The organism is Oerskovia turbata (assembly GCF_000718325.1).
In the GTDB taxonomy this organism is placed as follows: Bacteria; Actinomycetota; Actinomycetes; order Actinomycetales; family Cellulomonadaceae; genus Oerskovia; species Oerskovia turbata.
The window spans coordinates 64,575-88,728 of the sequence record NZ_JOFV01000010.1 but is presented as its reverse complement, the minus strand read 5'-3'; the positions used below and the strand labels follow the sequence as shown (position 1 = coordinate 88,728).

The following is a 24,154-nucleotide window of genomic DNA, read 5'->3' as shown; positions in this document are numbered from 1 at the left end:
GGCGGGTCCGGCCGGCTTCGGTAGAAGCAGCGCCCCCCGACTCAACCCACACAAAGGGGAAGTACCCGTGGCACTTGACGTGCTGACCGACCTGAACAAGGTCCGCAACATCGGCATCATGGCCCACATCGATGCCGGTAAGACCACGACCACCGAGCGCATCCTGTTCTACACCGGGGTGAACTACAAGATCGGTGAGACGCACGACGGCGCATCGACGACCGACTGGATGGAGCAGGAGAAGGAGCGCGGCATCACGATCACGTCTGCCGCCGTGACCTGCTTCTGGAACAAGAACCAGATCAACATCATCGACACCCCCGGCCACGTGGACTTCACGGTCGAGGTCGAGCGCTCCCTGCGTGTGCTCGACGGTGCTGTTGCCGTGTTCGACGGCAAGGAGGGCGTCGAGCCCCAGTCCGAGACCGTCTGGCGCCAGGCCGACAAGTACAACGTCCCGCGCATCTGCTTCGTCAACAAGATGGACAAGCTCGGCGCGGACTTCTACTTCACGGTCGACACCATCGTGAACCGCCTCAAGGCCAAGCCGCTGGTCATCCAGCTGCCGATCGGCTCCGAGAGCGACTTCACGGGCGTCGTCGACCTGCTCGAGATGCGCGCACTCGTGTGGCGCGGCGAGACCAAGATGGGCGAGGCGTACGAGGTCGAGGAGATCCCCGCGGACCTCCTCGAGAAGGCGCAGACCTACCGTGCCGAGCTCGTCGAGAACGTCGCCGAGGCCGACGAGGAGCTCCTCGAGAAGTACCTCAACGGCGAAGAGCTGACGGTCGCGGAGATCAAGTCCGCGATCCGCAAGCTCACCGTCTCGGGCGAGGCCTTCCCGGTGCTCTGCGGCTCCGCGTTCAAGAACAAGGGCGTCCAGCCCATGCTCGACGCGGTCATCGACTTCCTGCCGTCGCCCCTCGACGTCCCGGCCATCAACGGCCACGACGTCAAGGACGAGGAGAAGGTCGTCGAGCGCCACCCCGACGCCACGGAGCCGTTCTCGGCCCTCGCGTTCAAGGTCGCGTCGCACCCGTTCTTCGGCAAGCTGACGTACGTCCGCGTCTACTCCGGCCAGGTCACGCCGGGCACCCAGGTGCTCAACGCGACCAAGGGCAAGAAGGAGCGTCTGGGCAAGATCTTCCAGATGCACTCCAACAAGGAGAACGCGGTCGAGCTCGGCAGCGCCGGCCACATCTACGCGTTCATCGGCCTCAAGGACACGACGACCGGTGACACCCTGTGTGACATCGCGAACCCCGTCGTCCTCGAGTCCATGACCTTCCCGGAGCCCGTCATCGACGTGGCGATCGAGCCCAAGACGAAGGCCGACCAGGAGAAGCTCTCGGTCGCCATCCAGAAGCTCGCCGAGGAGGACCCGACCTTCCGCGTCAAGCTCGACGAGGAGACCGGCCAGACCGTCATCGGCGGCATGGGCGAGCTCCACCTCGACATCCTCGTCGACCGCATGCGTCGCGAGTTCAACGTCGAGGCCAACGTCGGCAAGCCGCAGGTCGCGTACCGCGAGACCATCCGCCGTACCGCGGAGAAGATCGACTACACGCACAAGAAGCAGACCGGTGGTTCGGGTCAGTTCGCCAAGGTGCAGGTCACCTTCGAGCCGCTCGACCTGACCGAGGGCGGCGAGCTCTACGAGTTCAAGAACGCCGTCACCGGTGGTCGCATCCCGCGTGAGTACATCCCGTCGGTCGACGCCGGTATCCAGGCCGCCCTCCAGCTGGGTGTCCTCGCCGGCTTCCCGCTCGTGGGCGTGAAGGCTACGCTCATCGACGGCGCGTACCATGATGTCGACTCTTCGGAGATGGCGTTCAAGATTGCCGGCTCGATGGTCCTCAAGGAGGGCGTCAAGCGGGCGGACCCGGTTCTGCTGGAGCCGGTCATGGCGGTCGAGGTGCGTACGCCCGAGGAGTACATGGGCGACGTGATCGGCGACCTCAACTCTCGTCGCGGCATGATCCAGTCCATGGAGGACGCGACGGGTGTCAAGGTCGTCCGTGCTCAAGTACCGTTGTCCGAGATGTTCGGGTACATCGGTGACCTGCGGTCGAAGACCCAGGGTCGCGCTGTGTACTCGATGTCATTCGACAGCTACGCCGAGGTTCCTCGGAACGTTGCCGAAGAGATCATCAAGAAGACCCGGGGCGAGTGAGTCCCCACAGGTCGAAGACCCTGTAACAACCATCAACCTGTAGCGACCCGCACGCCCCGCAGATGTCTTGTGCATCTGCATCGTTCGGCACAACTACCCAAGTCCCAGGAGGACCCCAGTGGCGAAGGCCAAGTTCGAGCGGACCAAGCCGCACGTCAACGTCGGAACCATCGGTCACGTCGACCACGGTAAGACGACGCTGACGGCAGCGATCTCGAAGGTGCTGCACGACAAGTTCCCGGACGTGAACCCCGAGTTCAAGTTCGACGAGATCGACAAGGCGCCGGAAGAGAAGCAGCGCGGTATCACGATCAACATCGCGCACATCGAGTACGAGACGGACAAGCGTCACTACGCTCACGTCGACGCTCCCGGTCACGCCGACTACATCAAGAACATGATCACCGGTGCCGCTCAGATGGACGGCGCGATCCTCGTGGTCGCGGCGACCGACGGCCCGATGGCTCAGACGCGTGAGCACGTTCTGCTCGCCCGCCAGGTGGGTGTCCCCTACCTGCTGGTCGCGCTGAACAAGTCCGACATGGTCGAGGACGAGGAAATCCTCGAGCTCGTCGAGATGGAGGTGCGCGAGCTCCTCTCCTCGCAGGGCTTCGACGGTGACGAGGCCCCCGTGGTCCGCGTCTCCGGTCTGAAGGCTCTCGAGGGCGACCCCGAGTGGGTCAAGTCCGTCGAGGCCCTCATGGAGGCCGTGGACGAGAACGTCCCCGAGCCCGTCCGCGAGCTCGACAAGCCCTTCCTCATGCCCGTCGAGGACGTCTTCACGATCACCGGTCGTGGCACCGTCGTCACCGGCAAGGTCGAGCGCGGCACCCTCGCGGTCAACTCCGAGGTCGAGATCGTCGGCATCCGCAACCCGCAGAAGACCACGGTCACGGGTATCGAGACGTTCCACAAGCAGATGGACGAGGCTCAGGCCGGCGACAACACCGGTCTGCTGCTCCGCGGCATCAAGCGCGAGGACGTCGAGCGCGGCCAGGTCGTCGTGAAGCCGGGTTCGATCACCCCGCACACCGACTTCGAGGCTCAGGTCTACATCCTGGGCAAGGACGAGGGTGGGCGTCACAACCCGTTCTTCTCGAACTACCGCCCGCAGTTCTACTTCCGTACCACGGACGTCACCGGCGTCATCACGCTGCCCGAGGGCACCGAGATGGTCATGCCCGGTGACAACACCGAGATGACGGTCGAGCTGATCCAGCCGATCGCCATGGAGGAGGGCCTCGGCTTCGCCATCCGTGAGGGTGGCCGCACGGTCGGATCGGGCCGTGTCACGAAGATCATCAAGTGATCTTCTGACCTCCTGATCCACTCCGGCAGCTCCTGAGCCTCGCGCTCAGGGGTTCCGGGACGGATCGATCGAAGGGCCCGGGTACCGCGAGGTACCCGGGCCCTTCGGCGTCCCGGGGGAGCGAGGGGCGGACGGCAGTCGATCCGAGGGCAGCGACCTTGGAGAGAGCTGTCGTCGAGGTGCTCCTCAGGACTCGACCAGGTCCCGTCCCTGCTGGTGAGCGTGGCGCGGACGGTCGTGCAGCGGTGTGCAGGCCGGCCTGGCGACCGTGGCGGCACGGTGGCCCTGGTCACAGAGTTCGGCAGGAGGCCCCATGGCGGTTACCCTGGAAGGACGACGTGCGCCGCTCGACGCGTGAGCACGTCGAGCGTCGCGTGAGGTTCGGCCCGAGTGGCTGGCGCCGCGCGCACGACGATTGGTCTTCCACGGTTTCCTGTGGCAGACTGTTCAGGTTGCCTGTTACGGGTGCGCTCTTTCATGTGTCGAACAGTGTGTTGAACCGCTAAGCATGCGGACCTCGGTGTTCCGAGGTTGCCGCGGGTTGAACTCTCTGTCGACACAGATCGAGGACCCCGCGGAACCCAGGTTCTGCACAGGCTCGACAACGTTGTGAACGGCTGTGACGCCGTCGGGCGCCAGAAGTTGGCCCGATGCGTGAGCGGTTCACATATCCAACGGCCCTGCACCGTTCTCGGTGCGTGCGCTCGGAAGGTCGCGATAGGCGACACGCCCGAGCGCGGGGGTCGGACAGCTAGCGGTTCGAGAGAGAGAGTCAGACGACGCCATGGCGGGACAGAAGATCCGCATCCGGCTCAAGTCCTACGACCACGAGGTGATTGACAGCTCGGCGCGCAAGATCGTCGACACTGTCACCCGCGCTGGTGCAACGGTCGTGGGCCCGGTGCCGCTGCCGACGGAGAAGAACGTCTTCTGCGTCATCCGGTCGCCTCACAAGTACAAGGACAGCCGCGAGCACTTCGAGATGCGCACGCACAAGCGGCTTATCGACATCATCGATCCCACGCCGAAGGCCGTCGACTCGCTCATGCGTCTCGACCTGCCTGCGGACGTGAACATCGAGATCAAGCTCTGAGGCGGGAGGACAACATGACTACGCCCCAGCAGAACGAGCGGCCCGTCACGGCCGTGCTCGGCACGAAGCTCGGCATGACCCAGCTCTGGGACGAGGCAGGCCGCCTGGTCCCCGTCACGGTCGTCGCCGTGGGCACGAACGTCGTGACCCAGGTCCGCACCGCGGAGACCGACGGTTACGCCGCGGTCCAGCTGGCCGCAGGCCAGATCGACCCGCGCAAGGTCACGAAGCCCCTCAAGGGCCACTTCGAGAAGGCCGGCGTCACGCCGCGCCGTCACGTGACCGAGATCCGCACCACCGATGCCGGTGAGTACACCCTCGGCCAGGAGATCACCGCGGAGGCCTTCGAGGCCGGCGCGAAGGTCGACGTCGTGGGCACCACCAAGGGCAAGGGCACCGCCGGTGTCATGAAGCGTCACGGCTTCCACGGCGTGGGTGCCTCCCACGGTGCGCACCGCAACCACCGCAAGCCTGGTTCGATCGGTGGGGCCTCGACCCCGTCGCGAGTCTTCAAGGGCGTGCGCATGGCTGGTCGGATGGGCTTCGACCGTCAGACCACGCAGAACCTGACCGTCCACGCGGTCGACGCAGAGAAGGGTCTGCTGCTCGTCAAGGGCGCAGTTCCCGGCCCCAAGGGCGGCGTCGTCCTCGTGCGTAGCGCCGTGAAGGGAGCATGACACTCATGGCAGCTCTCACTGTCGACGTCCTCGACGCCACGGGCAAGAAGGCCGGCACCGCCGACCTTCCCGCCGAGGTGTTCGACGTCCAGACGAACGTCCCGCTGATCCACCAGGTTGTCGTCGCGCAGCTCGCTGCAGCCCGTCAGGGCACGCACGACACCAAGAGCCGCGGCGAGGTCCGCGGTGGTGGACGCAAGCCGTACAAGCAGAAGGGCACCGGCCGCGCCCGTCAGGGTTCGACCCGTGCACCTCAGTTCGCCGGTGGTGGGGTCGTTCACGGCCCGACGCCGCGCGACTACAGCCAGCGCACCCCCAAGAAGATGAAGGCTGCTGCACTGCGCGGCGCCCTCTCCGACCGGGCTCGTGCCGGCCGTGTCCACGTCGTGACCGGCTTCGGGATCGACGGCCAGCCGTCGACCAAGGCCGCGATCAGCTCGCTCGCCAACCTCTCTCCCCGCAAGCACGTGCTCGTGGTGCTGGAGCGCGGCGACGAGCTGACGAGCAAGTCCCTCCGCAACGCGGAGCAGGTGCACCTCCTGGTCGCTGACCAGCTGAACACCTACGACGTGCTCGTCTCCGACGACGTGGTCTTCACCGAGGGCGCACTCGCTGCGTTCCTCGCCGGACCCGCCACGGGCTCTTCGGTCAAGGCCGTCGCGTCCGAGTCGGAAGCAGCTGACGAGGCCGAGGAGGCCGCGAAGTGACCGCCGTGACGAAGGACCCCCGCGACATCCTGCTCGCGCCGGTGGTCTCCGAGAAGAGCTACGGGCTCCTCGACGAGGGTAAGTACACCTTCCTCGTGGACCCGCGGGCCAACAAGACCGAGATCAAGATCGCCGTCGAGCAGATCTTCTCGGTCAAGGTTGCCTCCGTGAACACGATCAACCGCAAGGGCAAGACCCGGCGGACGCGTTTCGGGCTGGGCAAGCGCAAGGACACCAAGCGTGCGATCGTCACCCTCCGCGAGGGCACGATCGACATCTTCGGCGGGCCGGTCGGCTGAGGCCGGACGAGAGCAGATTGAGGACAGATCCCCATGGGAATCCGTAAGTACAAGCCGACGACGCCCGGCCGCCGCGGCTCGAGCGTTGCCGACTTCGTCGAGATCACGCGCTCGCAGCCGGAGAAGTCGCTGGTCCGTCCGCTCACCAAGAGCGGTGGCCGCAACAGCACCGGTCGGATCACCACCCGTCACAAGGGTGGTGGCCACAAGCGCGCATACCGAGTCATCGACTTCCGTCGTCACGACAAGGACGGCGTGCCCGCGAAGGTCGCTCACATCGAGTACGACCCCAACCGCACGGCACGCATCGCGCTCCTGCACTACGCGGACGGCGAGAAGCGCTACATCATCGCGCCGAACAAGCTGAAGCAGGGCGACGTCATCGAGAACGGCGCAGGCGCCGACATCAAGCCCGGCAACAACCTGCCGCTGCGCAACATCCCGACCGGTACGGTCATCCACGCCATCGAGCTCAAGCCCGGTGGCGGCGCGAAGATCGCCCGTTCGGCTGGTGCGTCGGTGCAGCTCGTCGCCAAGGACGGCCCCTACGCCCAGCTGCGTATGCCGTCCGGTGAGATCCGCAACGTCGACCTGCGCTGCCGCGCCACGGTCGGCGAGGTGGGCAACGCCGAGCAGTCGAACATCAACTGGGGCAAGGCCGGCCGTATGCGTTGGAAGGGCAAGCGCCCCTCCGTCCGTGGTGTCGCCATGAACCCGATCGACCACCCTCACGGTGGTGGTGAAGGCAAGACCTCCGGTGGACGCCACCCGGTGAGCCCCTGGGGCCAGCCTGAAGGCCGTACCCGCCGTCCCAACAAGCCGAGCGACAAGCTGATCGTGCGTCGTCGCCGTACCGGCAAGAAGCGCTGATAGGAGCCTGACAGATGCCACGCAGCCTGAAGAAGGGCCCCTTCGTCGACGGACACCTTCAGAAGAAGGTGGACGTCCAGAACGAGAAGGGGACCAAGAACGTCATCAAGACCTGGTCCCGTCGGTCGGTCATCACGCCCGACTTCCTCGGTCACACTTTTGCCGTGCACGACGGACGCAAGCACACTCCGGTGTTCGTCACCGAGTCGATGGTTGGCCACAAGCTCGGCGAGTTCGCACCCACCCGGACCTTCCGCGGCCACGTGAAGGACGACAAGAAGGGCCGTCGTCGCTGATCTGCGTGCAGACGCAGATCACGAGACGACGACTCCGAACGTCATGACGAGACAAGAAGGCAGGACAGCAATGGAAGCCAAGGCGCAGGCGCGGTTCGTCCGTGTCACGCCCCAGAAGGCCCGGCGCGTCGTGGACCTCATCCGTGGCAAGCAGGCCACCGAGGCCGTCGCGGTGCTGAAGTTCGCACCGCAGGCCGCGAGTGAGCCGATCCGCAAGGTCGTGGAGAGCGCGATCGCGAACGCACGGGTGAAGGCCGACCGCGCGAGCGTGGCATTCGACGAGCAGGAGCTCGTCGTTGCCCAGGCGTTCGTGGACGAGGGCCCGACCCTCAAGCGGTTCCGGCCTCGCGCTCAGGGGCGCGCGAGCCAGATCCTCAAGCGGACGAGCCACATCACCGTGGTTCTCGTTCCGCGCGAAGACACGAAGGGAAGGGCCCGATAGTGGGACAGAAGGTTCACCCGCACGGGTACCGCCTCGGCATCACCACCGACCACCGGTCGCGTTGGTTCGCCGACAGCACCAAGCCCGGACAGCGGTACCGCGACTACGTCCGTGAGGACGTGCAGATCCGCAAGCTCATGGCCACCGGCCTCGAGCGTGCCGGCATCTCCAAGGTCGAGATCGAGCGCACCCGTGACCGTGTGCGTGTGGACATCCACACGGCACGTCCGGGCATCGTGATCGGCCGCCGTGGCGCAGAGGCAGACCGCATCCGCGGCGAGCTCGAGAAGCTCACGGGCAAGCAGGTCCAGCTCAACATCCTCGAGGTCAAGAACGCTGAGATCGATGCTCAGCTCGTGGCCCAGGGGATCGCCGAGCAGCTCGCGAGCCGCGTGTCCTTCCGCCGTGCGATGCGCAAGGGCATGCAGTCCGCGCAGCGCGCCGGCGCCAAGGGCATCCGTGTCCAGTGCTCGGGCCGTCTCGGCGGCGCCGAGATGAGCCGCTCCGAGTTCTACCGCGAAGGCCGTGTGCCGCTGCACACGCTCCGCGCGAACATCGACTACGGCTTCTTCGAGGCCCGCACCACGTTCGGCCGTATCGGCGTCAAGGTGTGGATCTACAAGGGCGACATGACCGAGAAGGAGTTCGCTGCGCAGCAGGCGACCGCCGCTCCCCGCCAGGGCCGTGGTGGCCCCCGCGGTGGCGACCGTCCTGACCGTGGCGGAGACCGTCGTGGCGCCGGCCGTCGCAACGAGCGTCCGGCACAGTCCGAGGCACCTGCAGCTGCAGGGGCGGAGGCACCTGTCGCCGAGAAGGCTCCTGAGTCCGGAACGGAGGCCTGAGCATGCTGATCCCGCGCAGGCTGAAGCACCGTAAGCAGCACCACCCCTCGCGCTCCGGCGCCTCGAAGGGTGGCAACCAGATCGCGTTCGGCGAGTTCGGCATCCAGGCTCTCGAGCCTGCGTACGTCACGAACCGCCAGATCGAGGCTGCTCGTATCGCGATGACCCGTCACATCAAGCGAGGCGGAAAGGTCTGGATCAACATCTACCCGGACCGCCCGCTGACCAAGAAGCCGGCGGAGACCCGCATGGGTTCTGGTAAGGGTTCGCCCGAGTGGTGGATCGCCAACGTCAAGCCCGGCCGCATCGTCTTCGAGCTGGCCGGTGTCCCGGAGCCCCTGGCTCGCGAGGCCATGCGCCGCGCGATCCACAAGCTCCCGATGAAGTGCCGTTTCGTGGTGCGCGAGGGTGGTGGCAACTGATGGCTATCGGAACCAAGGAACTGGCTTCGAGCGAGCTGGACACGTTCGACGACGAGAAGCTCGTCGCCGAGCTGAAGAAGGCCAAGGAGGAGCTTTTCAACCTCCGTTTCCAGTCGGCCACCGGCCAGCTGGAGAGCCACGGTCGCCTGAAGGCCGTGCGCCGCGACATCGCGCGGATCTACACGATCCTGCGCGAGCGCGAGCTCGGTATCCGTACCGCACCGAGCGTGAGTGAGTGAGGCTGGAATGAGCGAGAACGCAACGAACGCCGCACCGGTGACCGAGACGGCCGCTGAGCAGCGCGCCAACCGCAAGACGCGGCGCGGCTACGTGGTGAGCGACAAGATGGACAAGACCGTCGTGATCGAGGTCGAGGACCGGGTCAAGCACCCGCTCTACGGCAAGGTCATCCGACGCACGAGCAAGGTCAAGGTCCACGACGAGCAGAACGCTGCTGGTGTCGGAGACCTCGTCCTTATCATGGAGACCCGCCCGCTGTCCGCGACCAAGCGGTGGCGCCTGGTGGAGATCCTCGAGAAGGCCAAGTAGGCCTTGCGGCCTACCAGGTCGTGACGGGCGGGAGTCCCGCCCGTCACGACCGGTCTCGGGCCGCACCAAGGTGCGGCAACCAGTAGACAGGACGGCGGGACCCCGCCGTGCCTGGCCGGTTCACCCGCAAGGGACCCGGCACTGACAGCTATCCGTTCGGCAAGGCTCGCTCCGCGAGAACCAGCTCGACGACAGGAGTTCACTACATGATCCAGCAGGAGTCGCGACTTCGCGTCGCCGACAACACGGGTGCCAAGGAGATTCTCTGCATCCGTGTTCTCGGTGGTTCGGGCCGTCGCTACGCCGGAATCGGCGACGTCATCGTCGCAACCGTCAAGGACGCTATCCCCGGCGGCAACGTGAAGAAGGGCGACGTCGTCAAGGCGGTCGTCGTCCGCACCGCCAAGGAGCGCCGTCGTCCGGACGGTTCCTACATCAAGTTTGACGAGAACGCGGCCGTGATCCTCAAGAACGACGGCGAGCCCCGTGGCACGCGCATCTTCGGCCCCGTGGGCCGCGAGCTGCGTGACAAGCGGTTCATGAAGATCATCTCGCTGGCTCCGGAGGTGCTCTGAACATGGCGAAGATCAAGAAGGGCGACCTGGTGGTCGTCATCTCTGGCAAGGACCGCGCAAGCCAGGGTCGCGTGCTCGAGGTCCTCACGGACTCCGACCGCGTGATCGTCGAGGGCATCAACCGCGTCACGAAGCACACCAAGGTGGGTCAGTCCCAGCGTGGGACGCGTACCGGTGGCATCGAGGTCGTCGAGGCGCCGATCCACGTGAGCAACGTGATGGTCGTCGACCCGGAGACCAAGAAGGGCACCCGCGTCGGGTACCGCACCGAAGAGGTCGAGCGTGACGGCCGTACGCGCAAGGTTCGCGTGCGCGTCGCCAAGCGTTCCGGTAAGGACATCTGATGAGCACTGAACTGCAAGCCCCTGAGATCGCGCGTCTCAAGCAGCGCTACCGCGACGAGATCGTCGCTGGCCTCCTCGAGGAGTTCGGCCACGAGAACGTCAACCAGGTTGCACGACTGACGAAGATCGTCGTCAACATGGGTGTCGGCGACGCGGCCAAGGACTCGAAGCTCATCGAGGGTGCCATCCGCGACCTCTCGGCCATCACCGGCCAGAAGCCGCAGGTCACCAAGGCCCGCAAGTCCATCGCACAGTTCAAGCTGCGTGAGGGCATGCCGATCGGCGCGCACGTCACGCTGCGCGGTGACCGCATGTGGGAGTTCCTCGACCGCCTGCTGTCGATCGCCCTGCCCCGTATCCGCGACTTCCGCGGACTCTCGGCCAAGCAGTTCGACGGCCACGGCAACTACACCTTCGGTCTCACGGAGCAGTCGATGTTCCACGAGATCGACCAGGACAAGATCGATCGCGTCCGCGGTATGGACATCACGATCGTGACGACGGCGACGACCGATGACGAGGGCCGCTCCTTGCTGCGCCGTCTCGGCTTCCCCTTCAAGGAGAACTGACATGGCGAAGAAGGCCCTGGTCAACAAGGCAGCCGCAAAGCCTAAGTTCGCGGTCCGCGCCTACACTCGCTGCCAGAAGTGCGGTCGCCCGCACTCCGTGTACCGCAAGTTCGGCCTGTGCCGTATCTGCGTCCGCGAGATGGCACACCGTGGCGAGCTTCCCGGCGTCACCAAGAGCAGCTGGTAACAACTACGTCGCAGGTCTGGCACGGTTCCCCTCGGGGAACCGGCCAGATACCCCGGCGAGGAAGGGCTGAAGCCCAATGACGATGACCGACCCGATCGCAGACATGCTGACCCGTCTGCGTAACGCGAACTCGGCTTACCACGAGACGGTTCAGATGCCGTTCTCGAAGCTGAAGTCGCACATTGCTGAAATCCTGCAGGCCGAGGGCTACATCTCCGGCTGGACCGTCGAGGACGCGCCCGTGGGCAAGTACCTCACGATCCAGCTGAAGTTCGGCCCGAACCGTGAGCGCTCCCTTGCCGGTGTGCGCCGCGTGTCGAAGCCCGGTCTGCGTGTGTACGCGAAGTCGACCAACCTGCCCAAGGTTCTCGGTGGCCTCGGCGTGGCGATTCTGTCCACGTCCTCCGGCCTCCTGACCGACCGTCAGGCAGCCAAGAAGGGCGTGGGCGGAGAAGTCCTCGCCTACGTCTGGTAATCGGAAAGGAGAGATACGCCATGTCTCGTATCGGCAAGATCCCCGTTCCGGTTCCCGCCGGAGTGGATGTCACGATCAGCGGCGCGCTGGTGACGGTCAAGGGCCCGAAGGGTTCCTTGGAGCACACCATCCCCGCCCCCATCGAGGTCTCCCAGGACGCCGACACCCTCGTGGTGACGCGCCCGAACGACGAGCGTGCATCGCGCGCTCTGCACGGCCTGACCCGCACCCTTCTCGCGAACCTGGTGACCGGTGTCACCCAGGGCTACGAGAAGAAGCTCGAGATCGTCGGTACCGGTTACCGCGTGACCGCGAAGGGCACTGACCTGGAGTTCGCTCTCGGTTTCAGCCACCCCGTCGTGATCTCCGCCCCGGCCGGCATTACCTTCGCTGTGGAGTCCCCGACCAAGTTCTCGGTCTCGGGCATCGACAAGCAGCAGGTCGGCGAGGTCGCTGCGAACATCCGCAAGATCCGCAAGCCCGAGCCGTACAAGGGCAAGGGTGTGCGTTACGCCGGCGAGGTCGTCCGCCGCAAGGTCGGAAAGGCTGGTAAGTAACGATGGCTCTCAAGGTTCTCGGCAAGGGCAAGGCAGTCTCGCGCAAGCGTCGCCACCTCCGCCTGCGCAAGAAGATCGCTGGCACGGCTGCTCGTCCCCGCCTCGTCGTGACGCGCTCCGCGCGCCACATCACGGCGCAGATCGTGGACGACACGATCGGCCAGACCGTTGCTTCCGCATCGACCATCGAGGGCGACCTGCGGTCGTTCGACGGTGACAAGAGCGCGAAGGCCCGCAAGGTCGGCGAGCTCGTCGCCGAGCGTGCCAAGGCCGCTGGTGTCGACTCGGTCGTCTTCGACCGCGGTGGCAACAAGTACCACGGCCGGGTGGCTGCAGTCGCCGACGGGGCCCGCGAAGGCGGTCTGTCCCTGTGATGATGGCCGAAACCACCACCGTGTACACGGTACGGAAGCAAAGGATTCTCTGATGGCTGCAGGGCAGCGCAGCAACACCGGCGCCCCTACGGGTGCCGCCAACGAGTCGACCGACCGCAACTCCGGAGGCCGCGGCGACGCTCGTCGCGACGGTCGCCGTGGTGACGGTCGCCGTGGTGACGCCGCCGAGAAGAACGCCTTCGTCGAGCGCGTCGTCACCATCAACCGCGTGTCCAAGGTCGTCAAGGGCGGCCGTCGCTTCAGCTTCACCGCGCTCGTCGTGGTGGGCGATGGTGACGGTACCGTCGGCGTCGGCTACGGCAAGGCGAAGGAAGTCCCCGCGGCGATCGCCAAGGGTGTCGAGGAGGCCAAGAAGAACTTCTTCAAGGTTCCCCGCATCCAGGGCACCATCCCTCACCCCATCCAGGGCGAGGCAGCCGCCGGTGTCGTCTTCCTGCGTCCGGCAGCCCCGGGTACCGGTGTCATCGCCGGTGGTCCGGTGCGCGCCGTGCTGGAGTGCGCGGGCATCCACGACGTCCTGAGCAAGTCGCTCGGTTCGTCCAACGCGATCAACATCGTGCACGCGACGGTCGAGGCCCTGCGCAACCTGGAGCAGCCCGAGGCTGTTGCAGCGCGTCGTGGCCTGCCGCTCGAGGCCGTGGCTCCGGCCGCGCTCCTGCGTGCACGTGCAGCTGGGGTAGGTGCGTGATGGCTCGACTCAAGGTGACCCAGACGAAGTCCGCCATCGGCGGCAAGCAGAATCAGCGCGACACGCTGCGCACTCTGGGCCTCAAGCGGATCGGCGACACCGCCGTGAAGGAGGACCGCCCGGAGATCCGCGGCATGGTCGCAACGGTGGCGCACCTCGTCGCCGTTGAGGAGGTCGAGTGATCATGGCTGAGAAGGCCAAGAAGGAGACCGCGGTCGAGGCTTCGACCGACGCTCCGAAGAAGAAGGCTCCTGCCAAGAAGGCTGCGGCGACCGAGGCCCCCCAGGCCGAGACGCAGCAGACCGTCGGCGCTGGTGGCACCCTCAAGGTCCACCACCTCCGTCCCGCCCCCGGCGCCAAGAAGGCCAAGACCCGTGTGGGTCGTGGTGAGGCGTCGAAGGGTAAGACGGCCGGCCGTGGTACCAAGGGCCAGAAGGCTCGTTACCAGGTGCCGGAGCGCTTCGAAGGTGGACAGATGCCGCTGCACATGCGTCTGCCCAAGCTTCGTGGCTTCAAGAACCCGTTCCGCACGGAGTACCAGGTCGTCAACCTGGACAAGCTCTCCGCGCTGTACCCCGAGGGTGGCTCCGTCACCGTCGAGGACCTGGTCGCCAAGGGAGCCGTCCGCAAGGGCGAGCTCGTCAAGGTGCTCGGCACGGGTGAGGTCACCGTCAAGCTCGAGGTCGCGGTCGACGCGTTCTCGGCTTCCGCCAAGGACAAGATCCTTGCGGCCGGTGGCTCCGTCTCGGAGGACTGACACGTAGGACAGGGCCGATAGCGCGATGCGCTGTCGGCCCTGTCTGCGTCTGGGGGTGGTCCGCCGGTGCCGCCGCTGCTCGGGGGAACGTAGAATCATCGCCGGTTGTCTCAATTTGCCGTCCATCGCGGCGCAGCGGCTAAGGTGCCCCATGGCGTCCCGTGCCGGGTGCGTCACATCTCGCCGACCAACCGGCGACACGACATCCCGCCTCGGCGGGCCAGGAGGATAGGTGCTCAGCGCATTCGCCCGGGCTTTCCGGACACCTGACCTGCGGCGAAAGCTGCTGTTCACGATCGCCATCATGGCGATCTTCCGTGTGGGCTCGTTCATCCCGACCCCTGGTGTGGACTACGCCAACGTCCAGCAGTGCATCGACACGCAGGACCAGAACAACCTCCTGGGCATGGTGAACCTGTTCAGCGGTGGCGCCCTGCTCCAGCTCTCGATCTTCGCGCTCGGCATCATGCCGTACATCACCGCGAGCATCATCGTGCAGCTTCTCCGTGTGGTCATCCCTCACTTCGAGGCGCTGCACAAGGAGGGCCAGTCCGGTACCGCGAAGCTCACGCAGTACACGCGCTACCTGACGATCGCCCTCGCGATCCTGCAGTCGACGACCGTCATCACCACGGCCCGCAGCGGGCTGCTCTTCCCCGGCTGCCCCGTCCCGGTCATCCCGGACGACAGCTTTGCGACGTCCGCGATCATGGTCATCACCATGACGGCGGGCACGGGCCTCATCATGTGGCTCGGCGAGCTGATCTCCGAGCGTGGTGTCGGCAACGGCATGTCGCTCCTGATCTTCACCTCGATCGCTGCCAGCTTCCCCACGGCGCTGTGGTCCATCGCGGGCGGCTCGAACGGCGCGATCAACTTCACGATCATGATCGCGGTCATCGTCCTGGTGATCGGCCTGGTCGTCTTCGTCGAGCAGTCCCAGCGTCGTGTGCCCGTCCAGTACGCGAAGCGCATGGTCGGACGCAAGATGTACGGCGGCTCGAGCACCTACATCCCGATCAAGATCAACATGTCCGGCGTCATCCCGGTCATCTTCGCGTCGTCGCTGCTCGCGGTCCCCGGCCTCATCGCCCAGTTCGGCGACACGACGGCAGGGTGGGTCCAGTGGGTCACGACCTACCTCGCGGACCCGGCCTCGCCGATCCACATCTCGATCTACGTGGTCCTCATCGTCTTCTTCTGCTTCTTCTACACGGCGATCACGTTCAACCCGGACGAGGTCGCGGACAACATGAAGAAGTACGGCGGCTTCATCCCGGGCATCCGGGCCGGCCGCCCCACGGCGGAGTACCTCGACTACGTCATCACCCGCATCACCTCGGCGGGTGCCATCTACCTCGCGCTCGTTGCGCTCATCCCGACGCTCGTCCTGGTCCTGCTGGGGGTGAGCACCAACATCCCGTTCGGTGGTAGCTCGATCCTCATCGTGGTGGGCGTCGGCCTCGAGACGGTCAAGCAGATCGACTCGCAGCTGCAGCAGCGTCACTACGAAGGGTTCTTGCGTTGACCGACACGACACCCGTTGCGGGCACCTCGGCCGAGGGCGCCGCGCGCCTGATCATCATGGGTCCTCAGGGGGCCGGCAAGGGCACCCAGGCGGCTCGCCTGGCGGAGCACTACGGCATCCCGGCGATCTCCACGGGCGACATCTTCCGTGCGAACATCAAGGGCGGCACCGAGCTGGGCAGGCTCGTGCAGGAGTACACGGCCAAGGGAGAGCTCGTCCCCGACTCGGTGACGAACGACATGGTGCGTGACCGCCTCGCGCAGGACGACGTCGCGCACGGTTTCATCCTCGACGGCTACCCGCGCAACGCGGCCCAGGTCGTCGAGCTCGACGGGATCCTCGCAGACCTCGGCGTCGAGCTGGACGCCGTCCTCGAGCTCACCGCGGACCGTGACGAGCTCCTCGCCCGCCTGCGCAAGCGTGCAGAGGTCGAGGGCCGGGAGGACGACACCGAGGAGGCGATCGCCCGTCGTCTCGACATCTATGCCGAGCAGACCGCTCCGCTGACGTCCGCGTACGCCGAGCGGGGCCTCCTGGCCCAGGTCGACGGCATCGGTGAGATCGACGACGTGACCAAGCGTCTCGTCGAGGCGCTCGCGCCTCTCGTCGACTGACCCGGGGACGGTAGGGACGCGAAGTGTTCGGTCGGGAGAAGATCGAGTACAAGACGGTCGACCAGGTGCGCACGATGCGCCGGGCGGGACTGGTGGTCGCCGACGCGCTCGCCACGGTCCGCTCGGCGGTGCGTCCGGGCATGACGACCGCGGACCTGGACGCGCTGGCGGCGGCCGTGATCGGCGATGCCGGTGCGACGCCGTCGTTCCTGGGCTACCACGGGTACCCGGCGACGCTGTGCGTGTCGGTGAACGACGAGGTCGTGCACGGCATCCCGGGCACGCGCGAGCTGCTCCCGGGTGACGTGGTCTCGGTGGACTGCGGCGCGATCGTCGACGGCTGGCACGGGGACTCCGCCTTCTCGTTCGTCCTGCCCGAGGCCGACGCGGCGGACGTCGCGCTCGTCGAGGCGACCGAGCGTGCGCTCTGGGCCGGCATCGCCGCCCTGGCGACCGGCGAGCGTCTGGGTGACGTGGGCAACGCGGTCGAGGACTCGATCGAGGCGTCGGCCGCGTCCGACGGCGTCCCGTACGGGATCATCGAGGAGTACGTGGGGCACGGCATCGGTACGTCGATGCACCAGCCGCCGGACGTCCTCAACTACCGGACGCGTGAGCGTGGGCCACGGCTCAAGCCGGGCATGTGCCTGGCGATCGAGCCCATGGTGACCCGTGGTGAGCGGTTCACGCAGGTGCTCGAGGACGACTGGACGGTCGTGACCGACGACGGTGCGCGCGCTGCCCACTGGGAGCACAGCGTCGCGATCCTCGAGGACGGCATCTGGGTCCTGACGGCCCCCGACGGTGGTGCTGCGAAGCTCGCCGAGCTCGGCGTGACCGTCTCCCCGCTCGACGTCTGAGGTTCGCCTCGGCGGCGGCCCGCTCCCGGCCTCACGAGGCCAGGGGCGGGCCTTCGCCGTGCCGGGGGAGCGGCGGCGTCCTGACGCCCTCGAGACGCTCCGTGGGCGCCACGGACGGCCCTCCGCGCGGCCCGCACGTGTGGCGTGTCCGGGGGCACACTGCCCCCGGTTCCTTCTGGCGGATCGATGCCGTAGGATAGTCCGCTGGGTGTAGTCCGCGTTCCCTGTTCGAGTTCAACCGACCGGGCAGCAGGGCGGAATGCACACGACGTCCACTCACCGGTCCTCGTAGAGAACGGGTGCGTGGGAAGCAGTTCGGACGAGAGTTAGCGGAGGATATGGCAAAGAAGGACGGTGTCATCGAGATCGAGGGCAGCGTGGTCGAGGCCCTGCCGAACGCGATGTTCCGCGTGGAGCTGGCCAACGGGCACAAGGTTCTGGCTCACATCTCGGGCAAGATGCGACAGCACTACATCCGGATCCTCCCCGAGGACCGAGTGGTGGTGGAGCTGAGCCCGTACGACCTGTCCCGTGGCCGGATCGTCTACCGCTACAAGTAGTCGTCAAGAATCCACCACTCGAAACAACTGCTGCCGCAGGCCTGGGTTCGCCCGCGCGTGCGTGCGGCGGCGGAGGAACAGACTGATGAAGGTCAAGCCCAGCGTCAAGAAGATCTGCGACAAGTGCAAGGTGATCCGCCGGCACGGTCGCGTCATGGTGATCTGCGAGAACCTGCGCCACAAGCAGCGCCAGGGCTGAGTCCCCGGCGCTCCGGCGCACGGTGATGCAGGTCCGCGAGAGCGGACCGATCGCCGGCACCCTCGGGTGCCAACCAGCGCACCACCACGAACCTCACGGTCGGGCCGCACAGGCCCGCTGAGGGGAACCCCCGGCTCGGAGGCCGGGGCCCGCAGCTCCGCGGGAAGATGGTGCGGTAGACCTCCGAACGAAGTAACAGGAGCCGGAAGGCACATGGCACGTCTTGTCGGCGTCGACCTCCCCCGCGAGAAGCGGCTCGAGATCGCGCTCACCTACATCTACGGCGTCGGCCGTACCCGCGCCCAGCAGACGCTGGCCGCCACCGGGATCTCCCCGGACGTTCGCGTGAAGGACCTCGGTGACACCGAGCTCGTCGCGCTGCGTGACTACCTCGAGGGCAACTACAAGCTCGAGGGTGACCTCCGCCGTGAGGTGGCTGCTGACATTCGCCGCAAGGTCGAGATCGGCTGCTACGAGGGCCTGCGTCACCGCCGCGGCCTGCCCGTCCGCGGGCAGCGCACCAAGACCAACGCGCGTACCCGCAAGGGACCCAAGCGCACCGTGGCCGGCAAGAAGAAGGCCCGCTAAGCAGTAGTCCGTGGAACGCGTGCAGCACGCCTGAGCCTCGAGCTCACCCGCGCGGCGCACGCCGACCCGGTCCGAACACCTCAGACCAGGAGAAGATCCAGAAATGCCTCCCAAGACTCGCGCCACCGCGGCCCGCAAGCCGCGCCGCAAGGACAAGAAGAACGTCCCCCACGGCCAGGCGCACATCAAGAGCACGTTCAACAACACGATCGTGTCGATCACCGACCCGACCGGTGCCGTCATCGCCTGGGCCTCGGCCGGGCACGTCGGCTTCAAGGGCTCGCGCAAGTCGACGCCGTTCGCCGCGCAGCTCGCTGCTGAGTCCGCGGCCCGCCGCGCCCAGGAGCACGGCGTCAAGAAGGTCGACGTCTTCGTCAAGGGCCCCGGCTCCGGCCGTGAGACCGCGATCCGTTCGCTCACCGCGACGGGCCTCGAGGTCGGCTCCATCCAGGACGTGACGCCCCAGGCTCACAACGGCTGCCGCCCCCCGAAGCGTCGCCGCGTCTGATCCTCTGCTTCGCTCGTCGTCGCGCTGGTCCCGGCCCCGCCGGCCTGCGCGACGACGGGCGCAGCACCCTGGACGGGTGGACAGAGTCCCGTCCAGGAGCACGCGTTGCCCGTGATGCGTCATATAGCGGACGCACACCGAAAGGAACACACCAGTGCTGATCGCACAGCGCCCCACCCTGACCGAAGAGGTCATCTCGGAGAACCGTTCGCGCTTCTCCATCGAGCCGCTCGAGCCTGGCTTCGGCTACACCCTCGGCAACTCGCTTCGTCGCACGCTGCTCTCGTCCATCCCGGGCGCTGCAGTGACCTCGATCCGCATCGACGGTGTCCTCCACGAGTTCACCACCGTTGCCGGTGTCAAGGAAGACGTCACCGAGATCATCCTCAACATCAAGAACCTCGTCGTCTCCTCGGAGAACGACGAGCCGGTCGTGATGTACCTGCGCAAGCAGGGTGCTGGCGCGGTCACCGCCGCGGACATCGTGCCGCCGGCGGGTGTGGAGGTCCACAACCCGGACCTGCACATCGCCACCCTCAACGACAAGGGCAAGCTCGAGATCGAGCTGACGGTCGAGCGTGGACGTGGCTACGTCTCCGCGAACCAGAACAAGTCCTTCGACGCCGAGATCGGCCGTGTTCCCGTCGACTCGATCTACTCGCCGGTCCTCAAGGTCACGTACAAGGTCGAGGCGACCCGTGTCGAGCAGCGCACCGACTTCGACAAGCTGATCGTCGACGTCGAGACGAAGCAGGCGATCTCCCCGCGCGACGCGCTGGCCTCGGCCGGCAAGACGCTCGTCGAGCTCTTCGGCCTTGCCCGTGAGCTCAACGTCGAGGCCGAGGGCATCGAGATCGGCCCGTCCCCGACGGACGCCGCGCTCGCTGCGGACCTCGCGCTCCCGATCGAGGAGCTCAACCTCACGATCCGTTCGTACAACTGCCTCAAGCGCGAGGGCATCCACCAGGTCGGCGAGCTCGTCGCTCGCAGCGAGGCAGACCTGCTGGACATCCGGAACTTCGGCGCGAAGTCCATCAACGAGGTCAAGGAGAAGCTCGCTGAGCTCGGCCTGAACCTCAAGGACTCGCCGCTGGACTTCGACCCCTCCACGGCGGACTACTACGAGGCCGACGAGGACGAGGCGACGTTCTCCGACGGGCAGCAGCAGTTCTGACCTTCCGTGCTCGCGGCTCGGCCGCACGCACGATCCACTTCTAAGGAGCAAGATCAATGCCTACCCCCAGCAAGGGTCCGCGGCTCGGCGGTGGCCCGGCTCACGAGCGTCTCATCCTCGCGAACCTGTCCACGCAGCTCTTCGAGCACGGCCGCATCACGACGACCGAGACCAAGGCCAAGCGCCTGCGTCCGGTGGCCGAGCGCCTCATCACGTTCGCGAAGCGCGGTGACCTGGCGGCTCGTCGTCGCGTCATGACCGTCGTCCGCGACAAGTCCGTCGTGCACACGCTGTTCACCGAGATCGCCCCGCAGATGGCGGAGCGCAACGGTGGCTACACGCGCATCACGAAGGTCGGCAACCGCAAGGGCGACAACGCCCCCATGGCCGTCATCGAGCTCGTGACCGAGCCCGTCAGCCCCAAGCAGGCCGTCGTCCGCGAGGCCGAGAAGGCTGCGAAGAAGGCCAGCAAGCCCAAGGCCGCCAAGGTCGAGGCTCCCGTCGAGGACGCCCCGATCGAGGACGCGCCCGTCGTCGAGGACGCTCCCGTCGTGGAGGACGCCCCCGTCGAGGACGCCAAGGACTCGAAGGAGAAGTGATCCCACCCCGGCTCTGCCGGACAGGTTCCTCCTGAAGGGCCCGGCACCATCTGGTGCCGGGCCCTTCGTCGTACCCCGAGGACCGCCGCTCGGTCCGTCGGCTGAGGTCGTCCGCTCGGACCGCCCGCTGGGGCCACCTGCCACCTGCCACCTGCGGCAGGCCGCCGGCCGCCCGCCGCGCACCGCGGGAAGCAGGCGACGGCGACCGACCCGGATGCCCGACGGCGGCGCCCACCTTCGTGTGCGGGGCGCCCGGGGCCGGGGTAGCCCCTAGATTGGTCCGTATGGGTCTGCCGGTGCTGTTCGTCCACGGTTCGCGCACGTCCCGCACGATGTGGCGGGCGCAGCTCGAGGCGTTGGACCGTGCGGGCATCGTGGCGGAGGCGGTGGACCTGCCGGGGCACGGCGAGAGGACGGGCGAGGCGTTCACGCTCGACGGTGCCGTGGTGACCGTCGCCGGGGCCGTGGACGACCTCGGGGGCCGGGCGCTCGTCGTCGGGCTCTCGCTCGGCGGGTACGTGGGGATCGAGCACCGCGCTCGCTTTCCCGAGCAGGTCGCGGGGCTCGTGGCGGCGAGCTGCTGCACCGTGCCTGCCTCCCGGTTGCGTCTCGCCTGGCGCGTCGCGGCGGACGGTATCGAGAGGCTGCCTGACAACGGCGCGGCGCTCAACCAGGCGCTCGTGCGCAGGACCCTGCCCGCGGCGGGGATCGAGGACATCGGTGCGGGCGGCTTCGCGCTGACGACCATGACGGCGATCCTCGACGAGGTCGGACGCACGCAGCCCCTGTCCGCGCTGGCCGCGACCGATTCTCCCGTGTGGTTCGTCAACGGACGGTGGGACCACTTCCGGTTCGGGGAACGCGCGTACCTCGCGGCCGCGCGCTCGGGGGGCGCGCGGGCCGAGCTCGTCGTCATCCCGGGGGCCAAGCACCTCGTGAGCCTCGACCGGCCGGTGGCGTTCACCCGGGCCGTCCTCGCGGCCCACCACGAGCTCGACCGGTCCTAGCTCAGACGAGCGTCAGGTCCCACGCCCTGGCCCCGCCCACGAGCGCCGCCGAGTTGGGGACGACCACGACGTCGTCGCCCAGTCGTTCGAGCGCGGTCGGCGTGATCTGGCGCGAGTTGCCGCCGCCCAGGTAGAGCCGGTCCCACCAGAACACGGGGCGCAGACCCTCGACGAGCGCGACGACGCGCCGTGACCACAGGCCGTTCCCGAGCCGCCGCCGCTCGACCTCGCCGATGTACTCGTCGTACGTCGTGCCGCGCCGGACGGGTGCGTGCGACCACTCGAGGTGCGGGGCGAGGCGTCCGCCGTGGAACAGTGCCGACCCGAGCCCGGTCCCGAGCGTGAGCACGAGCTCGAGCCCCGACGCCGCGACGACGCCGGCACCGTGCACCTCCGCGTCGTTGAGGACCAGCGCGGGCATCCCGAGGCGTTCGCTCACCGCCGCCTGGACGTCGAAGCTGGCCCACTGCTCGGCCAGGGCCGGGTCGACCCTGCTGCGCGGGCCCGAGCGCGTGATGTAGTGCGGGGTGTGCACGACGACGCCGTGGCGGATCATGCCCGGCATGCCGACGGTGACCCGGACCGCCGGGGGCAGGCGGTCGGCGATCTGCGCGATGACGTCGACCAGGAGCGACGGCGGCAGGGGGTAGGGCGTCGGGACCCGGACCGCGGCGGCGTGCGCGGTCCCGGCGGCGTCGAGCACGTTGGCCTTGATCCCGCCGCCGCCGCAGTCCACGGCGAGGGTGCGCACGTCGGGGGAGTCGGGGCCGGAGGGGCGTTCGGGCATGTCAGCACAGTATCGGGCGCTAGCGTAGGTGCACGTGACGAACGAGCAGCCGGTCCGTGTCCGCCTGGACCTCGCCTACCAGGGCACGGCCTTCGCGGGGTGGGCCCGCCAGCCTGGCCTGCGCACGGTCGAGGGCGCCCTCGAGGACGGGCTGGGACAGATCCTGCGGGGCGAGCCGCCGCGCCTGACGGTCGCGGGCCGCACCGACGCGGGAGTCCATGCGCGGGGCCAGGTGGCGCACGTCGACCTGCCGCGGGCCGCGTGGGACGCGATGCCGGGCCGCTCGGACCGCACACCGGGTGACGCGCTCGTCGCGCGCCTGGGGGGAGTCCTGCCGGGGGACGTCGTGGTGCACCGTGCGACGCCCGCACCGGAGGGTTTCGACGCGCGCTTCTCGGCGCTGTACCGCAGCTACACGTTCCGCATCGTCGACGACCCCGCCCTGCGCGACCCCCTGCGCCGCGAGTGGGTCCTGTGGAACCGTAAGACGCTCGACGCCGACGCCATGCACGACGCGCTCCAGCCGCTGCTCGGGGTCCGGGACTTCGCGGCCTTCTGCAAGCCGCGGCCGGGGGCGACCACGATCCGCGAGCTCCAGCACCTGTCGTGGGAGCGGGCGACCGACGGGCCCGACGCGGGGCTCGTCGTCGCTCATGTCCGCGCGGACGCGTTCTGCCACAACATGGTCCGCGCGCTGGTCGGTGCGTCGGTCGCCGTGGGGGAGGGGCGCCGTCCCGTGTCCTGGCCGGCCCAGGTCCTCGCGGCGAGGCGTCGGGACGCGGGGGCCGGCGTCGTGCCGCCGCACGGCCTGGTCCTCGAGGCGGTGACGTACCCGCCTGACGGCGAGCTCGCGGCCAGGGCCGAGCGCGTCCGCGCGGTCCGCATGGACGAGGACGTCTGGGACGCCGCGACCGAGGGGGCGCCGGAGGCCCGCCGGTCGTAGCGCCTACGGCTCCTCGACGATGTGGACCGCGGCTTCCTCGGCGCTCGCCGCAGCGCCGTCGATCCCGGCGTCGTCGGCGTACGTGTCGTTGGCGCGGCCGTCGAGCGCGTCGGGGTCCGCCACGAGGCGGCCCGAGCGCGTGGTGTCGGGCCGGTCGAGGGGGTCGGTGTCCCAGTCCTCGGGCTCCTCGTCGGCGAGCCGCTGGTCGAGCGACTCGCCGTCCTCGTCGAGCCGTTCGGGGTGCGCGTAGGTCAGGGGGGCACGCTCGGGCGGCGCGTACCCTTCGTCGAGCACGTCGTCGACGCCGCGGTCGACCAGGGTGTCGTCGCGCTGGAGCTGGTCGGAGTCGCCCTCGGTGCCGAGGGCGGGGTCGGTCCGGGTGGCAGGGGTGTCGTCGCTCATCCCTCCACACTGTCACCGGCGGGGCGTTCTCGCAGCCCGCGTGCGGCACCGGACGGGGTGGCGTGCTGCCCGACGGCGGAGCGCGCCCGGGTGCGATGGTGCGCTCGGCAGGCGGTCACCCTGGGAGGGCGGGGGCGTCACCGTCGGCGGGTAGGTGCG

At 67.8% G+C, this 24,154-nt stretch carries 36 protein-coding genes; 34 read left to right on the top strand and 2 right to left on the bottom strand.

All coding sequences use genetic code 11. From position 1 onward, the window contains the following. Nucleotides 1-67 precede the first annotated feature (67 nt). From fusA to IE95_RS0112230, 33 genes are all read left to right on the top strand, one after another. A complete protein-coding gene (gene fusA, locus IE95_RS0112390; protein ID WP_030151941.1) occupies nt 68-2,173 on the top strand; it encodes an elongation factor G in 2,106 nt (701 codons plus the stop codon). Nucleotides 2,174-2,291: 118 nt separating this feature from the next. Next, nucleotides 2,292-3,482 (top strand): elongation factor Tu, encoded by a 1,191-nt coding sequence (gene tuf, locus IE95_RS0112385; RefSeq protein WP_030151940.1) that lies wholly within the window; start codon nt 2,292-2,294, stop codon nt 3,480-3,482. 784 nt (nt 3,483-4,266) lie between these two features. Beyond that, a complete protein-coding gene (rpsJ, locus tag IE95_RS0112380; RefSeq protein ID WP_012867945.1) occupies nt 4,267-4,575 on the top strand; it encodes a 30S ribosomal protein S10 in 309 nt (102 codons plus the stop codon). A gap of 14 nt (nt 4,576-4,589) precedes the next feature. After that, nucleotides 4,590-5,252: a 50S ribosomal protein L3 gene (gene rplC, locus IE95_RS0112375; protein ID WP_030151939.1), complete on the top strand. Its 663-nt coding sequence runs from the start codon at nt 4,590-4,592 to the stop codon at nt 5,250-5,252. Nucleotides 5,253-5,257: 5 nt separating this feature from the next. Then, entirely contained in the window at nt 5,258-5,959 is a 702-nt protein-coding gene (rplD, locus tag IE95_RS0112370; protein WP_030151938.1) for a 50S ribosomal protein L4, read from the top strand. Then, nucleotides 5,956-6,258, top strand: a complete 303-nt coding sequence (gene rplW, locus IE95_RS0112365; RefSeq protein WP_030151937.1) for a 50S ribosomal protein L23 — start codon at nt 5,956-5,958, stop codon at nt 6,256-6,258. Before rplD ends, rplW begins: the two co-directional genes overlap by 4 nt. A 33-nt stretch (nt 6,259-6,291) precedes the next feature. Then, the gene (rplB, locus tag IE95_RS0112360; RefSeq protein WP_030151936.1) at nt 6,292-7,128 is read left to right on the top strand and encodes a 50S ribosomal protein L2; all 837 of its coding nucleotides are present in this window, start codon (nt 6,292-6,294) and stop codon (nt 7,126-7,128) included. A 14-nt stretch (nt 7,129-7,142) separates the two neighbouring features. Continuing rightward, nucleotides 7,143-7,424: a 30S ribosomal protein S19 gene (gene rpsS, locus IE95_RS0112355; protein WP_012867940.1), complete on the top strand. Its 282-nt coding sequence runs from the start codon at nt 7,143-7,145 to the stop codon at nt 7,422-7,424. 70 nt (nt 7,425-7,494) lie between these two features. Next, on the top strand, nt 7,495-7,866 hold the full coding sequence (gene rplV / locus IE95_RS0112350) for a 50S ribosomal protein L22 (protein ID WP_030151935.1): 372 nt from the start codon (nt 7,495-7,497) through the stop codon (nt 7,864-7,866). Beyond that, nucleotides 7,866-8,708: a 30S ribosomal protein S3 gene (gene rpsC / locus IE95_RS0112345; protein ID WP_030151934.1), complete on the top strand. Its 843-nt coding sequence runs from the start codon at nt 7,866-7,868 to the stop codon at nt 8,706-8,708. Before rplV ends, rpsC begins: the two co-directional genes overlap by 1 nt. 2 nt (nt 8,709-8,710) lie before the next feature. Continuing rightward, nucleotides 8,711-9,130, top strand: a complete 420-nt coding sequence (rplP, locus tag IE95_RS0112340; protein WP_030151933.1) for a 50S ribosomal protein L16 — start codon at nt 8,711-8,713, stop codon at nt 9,128-9,130. Then, entirely contained in the window at nt 9,130-9,369 is a 240-nt protein-coding gene (gene rpmC / locus IE95_RS0112335; RefSeq protein WP_030151932.1) for a 50S ribosomal protein L29, read from the top strand. Before rplP ends, rpmC begins: the two co-directional genes overlap by 1 nt. Nucleotides 9,370-9,376: 7 nt before the next feature. Further along, a complete protein-coding gene (gene rpsQ, locus IE95_RS0112330; protein WP_030151931.1) occupies nt 9,377-9,679 on the top strand; it encodes a 30S ribosomal protein S17 in 303 nt (100 codons plus the stop codon). A gap of 206 nt (nt 9,680-9,885) precedes the next feature. Continuing rightward, nucleotides 9,886-10,254, top strand: coding sequence for a 50S ribosomal protein L14 (rplN, locus tag IE95_RS0112325; protein WP_021480431.1), 369 nt, complete (start codon nt 9,886-9,888; stop codon nt 10,252-10,254). A gap of 2 nt (nt 10,255-10,256) precedes the next feature. Next, complete coding sequence (gene rplX / locus IE95_RS0112320) at nt 10,257-10,598, top strand: 50S ribosomal protein L24 (RefSeq protein ID WP_030151930.1); 342 nt, start codon at nt 10,257-10,259, stop codon at nt 10,596-10,598. Beyond that, the gene (rplE, locus tag IE95_RS0112315) at nt 10,598-11,167 is read left to right on the top strand and encodes a 50S ribosomal protein L5 (RefSeq protein ID WP_030151929.1); all 570 of its coding nucleotides are present in this window, start codon (nt 10,598-10,600) and stop codon (nt 11,165-11,167) included. The genes rplX and rplE overlap by 1 nt, the downstream gene beginning before the upstream one ends. A 1-nt stretch (nt 11,168) precedes the next feature. Further along, the gene (locus tag IE95_RS0112310; RefSeq protein ID WP_012867931.1) at nt 11,169-11,354 is read left to right on the top strand and encodes a type Z 30S ribosomal protein S14; all 186 of its coding nucleotides are present in this window, start codon (nt 11,169-11,171) and stop codon (nt 11,352-11,354) included. Between the two features lie 76 nt (nt 11,355-11,430). Next, nucleotides 11,431-11,829 carry a 30S ribosomal protein S8 gene (gene rpsH / locus IE95_RS0112305; protein WP_030151928.1) on the top strand — a complete coding sequence of 133 codons (399 nt, stop codon included), beginning with the start codon at nt 11,431-11,433 and terminating at the stop codon, nt 11,827-11,829. Between the two features lie 20 nt (nt 11,830-11,849). Then, complete coding sequence (gene rplF, locus IE95_RS0112300; protein ID WP_030151927.1) at nt 11,850-12,386, top strand: 50S ribosomal protein L6; 537 nt, start codon at nt 11,850-11,852, stop codon at nt 12,384-12,386. 2 nt (nt 12,387-12,388) lie between these two features. After that, complete coding sequence (gene rplR / locus IE95_RS0112295; protein WP_030151926.1) at nt 12,389-12,760, top strand: 50S ribosomal protein L18; 372 nt, start codon at nt 12,389-12,391, stop codon at nt 12,758-12,760. Between the two features lie 52 nt (nt 12,761-12,812). Next, nucleotides 12,813-13,469, top strand: a complete 657-nt coding sequence (rpsE, locus tag IE95_RS0112290) for a 30S ribosomal protein S5 (protein WP_030151925.1) — start codon at nt 12,813-12,815, stop codon at nt 13,467-13,469. Further along, nucleotides 13,469-13,651, top strand: coding sequence for a 50S ribosomal protein L30 (gene rpmD, locus IE95_RS0112285; protein ID WP_030151924.1), 183 nt, complete (start codon nt 13,469-13,471; stop codon nt 13,649-13,651). Before rpsE ends, rpmD begins: the two co-directional genes overlap by 1 nt. 2 nt (nt 13,652-13,653) lie before the next feature. Further along, nucleotides 13,654-14,226 (top strand): 50S ribosomal protein L15, encoded by a 573-nt coding sequence (gene rplO, locus IE95_RS0112280; RefSeq protein WP_030151923.1) that lies wholly within the window; start codon nt 13,654-13,656, stop codon nt 14,224-14,226. Between the two features lie 232 nt (nt 14,227-14,458). Continuing rightward, entirely contained in the window at nt 14,459-15,754 is a 1,296-nt protein-coding gene (secY, locus tag IE95_RS0112275) for a preprotein translocase subunit SecY (protein ID WP_030151922.1), read from the top strand. Nucleotides 15,755-15,810: 56 nt separating this feature from the next. Continuing rightward, nucleotides 15,811-16,368, top strand: a complete 558-nt coding sequence (locus IE95_RS0112270) for an adenylate kinase (RefSeq protein WP_030151921.1) — start codon at nt 15,811-15,813, stop codon at nt 16,366-16,368. 23 nt (nt 16,369-16,391) lie between these two features. Then, on the top strand, nt 16,392-17,228 hold the full coding sequence (gene map / locus IE95_RS0112265) for a type I methionyl aminopeptidase (RefSeq protein WP_030151920.1): 837 nt from the start codon (nt 16,392-16,394) through the stop codon (nt 17,226-17,228). A gap of 338 nt (nt 17,229-17,566) precedes the next feature. Further along, entirely contained in the window at nt 17,567-17,788 is a 222-nt protein-coding gene (infA, locus tag IE95_RS0112260; protein ID WP_012867920.1) for a translation initiation factor IF-1, read from the top strand. A gap of 85 nt (nt 17,789-17,873) precedes the next feature. Then, a complete protein-coding gene (gene rpmJ, locus IE95_RS0112255; protein ID WP_009740505.1) occupies nt 17,874-17,987 on the top strand; it encodes a 50S ribosomal protein L36 in 114 nt (37 codons plus the stop codon). Nucleotides 17,988-18,200: 213 nt separating this feature from the next. Continuing rightward, nucleotides 18,201-18,575: a 30S ribosomal protein S13 gene (gene rpsM, locus IE95_RS0112250; RefSeq protein WP_030151919.1), complete on the top strand. Its 375-nt coding sequence runs from the start codon at nt 18,201-18,203 to the stop codon at nt 18,573-18,575. Nucleotides 18,576-18,678: 103 nt separating this feature from the next. After that, a complete protein-coding gene (gene rpsK / locus IE95_RS0112245; RefSeq protein WP_030151918.1) occupies nt 18,679-19,083 on the top strand; it encodes a 30S ribosomal protein S11 in 405 nt (134 codons plus the stop codon). Between the two features lie 154 nt (nt 19,084-19,237). Continuing rightward, nucleotides 19,238-20,257 (top strand): DNA-directed RNA polymerase subunit alpha, encoded by a 1,020-nt coding sequence (locus tag IE95_RS0112240; protein WP_030151917.1) that lies wholly within the window; start codon nt 19,238-19,240, stop codon nt 20,255-20,257. A 56-nt stretch (nt 20,258-20,313) separates the two neighbouring features. Next, nucleotides 20,314-20,856 (top strand): 50S ribosomal protein L17, encoded by a 543-nt coding sequence (rplQ, locus tag IE95_RS0112235; RefSeq protein ID WP_030151916.1) that lies wholly within the window; start codon nt 20,314-20,316, stop codon nt 20,854-20,856. A 284-nt stretch (nt 20,857-21,140) separates the two neighbouring features. Continuing rightward, nucleotides 21,141-21,863, top strand: a complete 723-nt coding sequence (locus tag IE95_RS0112230; protein WP_030151915.1) for an alpha/beta fold hydrolase — start codon at nt 21,141-21,143, stop codon at nt 21,861-21,863. Nucleotide 21,864: 1 nt separating this feature from the next. On the opposite strand, the gene IE95_RS0112225 is transcribed toward IE95_RS0112230, so the two are convergent. Further along, complete coding sequence (locus IE95_RS0112225; RefSeq protein WP_030151914.1) at nt 21,865-22,650, bottom strand: ROK family protein; 786 nt, start codon at nt 22,648-22,650, stop codon at nt 21,865-21,867. Nucleotides 22,651-22,684: 34 nt separating this feature from the next. Here IE95_RS0112225 and truA point away from each other — a divergent pair, with 34 nt between their 5' ends. Next, nucleotides 22,685-23,593 carry a tRNA pseudouridine(38-40) synthase TruA gene (gene truA / locus IE95_RS0112220; protein ID WP_051703069.1) on the top strand — a complete coding sequence of 303 codons (909 nt, stop codon included), beginning with the start codon at nt 22,685-22,687 and terminating at the stop codon, nt 23,591-23,593. A 3-nt stretch (nt 23,594-23,596) separates the two neighbouring features. Here truA and IE95_RS0112215 read toward each other — a convergent pair whose 3' ends face one another. Further along, entirely contained in the window at nt 23,597-23,995 is a 399-nt protein-coding gene (locus tag IE95_RS0112215; RefSeq protein WP_030151912.1) for a DUF5709 domain-containing protein, read from the bottom strand. Nucleotides 23,996-24,154: the final 159 nt, after the last annotated feature.

Coding starts and splice junctions, on each gene's coding strand:
- rpsJ (WP_012867945.1), top strand. CDS start 4,267: ATGGCGGGACAGAAGATCCGCATCCGGCTCAAGTCCTACGACCACGAG.
- rplC (WP_030151939.1), top strand. CDS start 4,590: ATGACTACGCCCCAGCAGAACGAGCGGCCCGTCACGGCCGTGCTCGGC.
- rplD (WP_030151938.1), top strand. CDS start 5,258: ATGGCAGCTCTCACTGTCGACGTCCTCGACGCCACGGGCAAGAAGGCC.
- rplB (WP_030151936.1), top strand. CDS start 6,292: ATGGGAATCCGTAAGTACAAGCCGACGACGCCCGGCCGCCGCGGCTCG.
- rpsS (WP_012867940.1), top strand. CDS start 7,143: ATGCCACGCAGCCTGAAGAAGGGCCCCTTCGTCGACGGACACCTTCAG.
- rplV (WP_030151935.1), top strand. CDS start 7,495: ATGGAAGCCAAGGCGCAGGCGCGGTTCGTCCGTGTCACGCCCCAGAAG.
- rplP (WP_030151933.1), top strand. CDS start 8,711: ATGCTGATCCCGCGCAGGCTGAAGCACCGTAAGCAGCACCACCCCTCG.
- rpmC (WP_030151932.1), top strand. CDS start 9,130: ATGGCTATCGGAACCAAGGAACTGGCTTCGAGCGAGCTGGACACGTTC.
- rpsQ (WP_030151931.1), top strand. CDS start 9,377: ATGAGCGAGAACGCAACGAACGCCGCACCGGTGACCGAGACGGCCGCT.
- rplN (WP_021480431.1), top strand. CDS start 9,886: ATGATCCAGCAGGAGTCGCGACTTCGCGTCGCCGACAACACGGGTGCC.
- rplX (WP_030151930.1), top strand. CDS start 10,257: ATGGCGAAGATCAAGAAGGGCGACCTGGTGGTCGTCATCTCTGGCAAG.
- rplE (WP_030151929.1), top strand. CDS start 10,598: ATGAGCACTGAACTGCAAGCCCCTGAGATCGCGCGTCTCAAGCAGCGC.
- IE95_RS0112310 (WP_012867931.1), top strand. CDS start 11,169: ATGGCGAAGAAGGCCCTGGTCAACAAGGCAGCCGCAAAGCCTAAGTTC.
- rpsH (WP_030151928.1), top strand. CDS start 11,431: ATGACGATGACCGACCCGATCGCAGACATGCTGACCCGTCTGCGTAAC.
- rplF (WP_030151927.1), top strand. CDS start 11,850: ATGTCTCGTATCGGCAAGATCCCCGTTCCGGTTCCCGCCGGAGTGGAT.
- rplR (WP_030151926.1), top strand. CDS start 12,389: ATGGCTCTCAAGGTTCTCGGCAAGGGCAAGGCAGTCTCGCGCAAGCGT.
- rpsE (WP_030151925.1), top strand. CDS start 12,813: ATGGCTGCAGGGCAGCGCAGCAACACCGGCGCCCCTACGGGTGCCGCC.
- rpmD (WP_030151924.1), top strand. CDS start 13,469: ATGGCTCGACTCAAGGTGACCCAGACGAAGTCCGCCATCGGCGGCAAG.
- rplO (WP_030151923.1), top strand. CDS start 13,654: ATGGCTGAGAAGGCCAAGAAGGAGACCGCGGTCGAGGCTTCGACCGAC.
- IE95_RS0112270 (WP_030151921.1), top strand. CDS start 15,811: ATGGGTCCTCAGGGGGCCGGCAAGGGCACCCAGGCGGCTCGCCTGGCG.
- infA (WP_012867920.1), top strand. CDS start 17,567: ATGGCAAAGAAGGACGGTGTCATCGAGATCGAGGGCAGCGTGGTCGAG.
- rpmJ (WP_009740505.1), top strand. CDS start 17,874: ATGAAGGTCAAGCCCAGCGTCAAGAAGATCTGCGACAAGTGCAAGGTG.
- rpsM (WP_030151919.1), top strand. CDS start 18,201: ATGGCACGTCTTGTCGGCGTCGACCTCCCCCGCGAGAAGCGGCTCGAG.
- rpsK (WP_030151918.1), top strand. CDS start 18,679: ATGCCTCCCAAGACTCGCGCCACCGCGGCCCGCAAGCCGCGCCGCAAG.
- rplQ (WP_030151916.1), top strand. CDS start 20,314: ATGCCTACCCCCAGCAAGGGTCCGCGGCTCGGCGGTGGCCCGGCTCAC.
- IE95_RS0112230 (WP_030151915.1), top strand. CDS start 21,141: ATGGGTCTGCCGGTGCTGTTCGTCCACGGTTCGCGCACGTCCCGCACG.
- IE95_RS0112225 (WP_030151914.1), bottom strand. CDS start 22,650: ATGCCCGAACGCCCCTCCGGCCCCGACTCCCCCGACGTGCGCACCCTC.
- IE95_RS0112215 (WP_030151912.1), bottom strand. CDS start 23,995: ATGAGCGACGACACCCCTGCCACCCGGACCGACCCCGCCCTCGGCACC.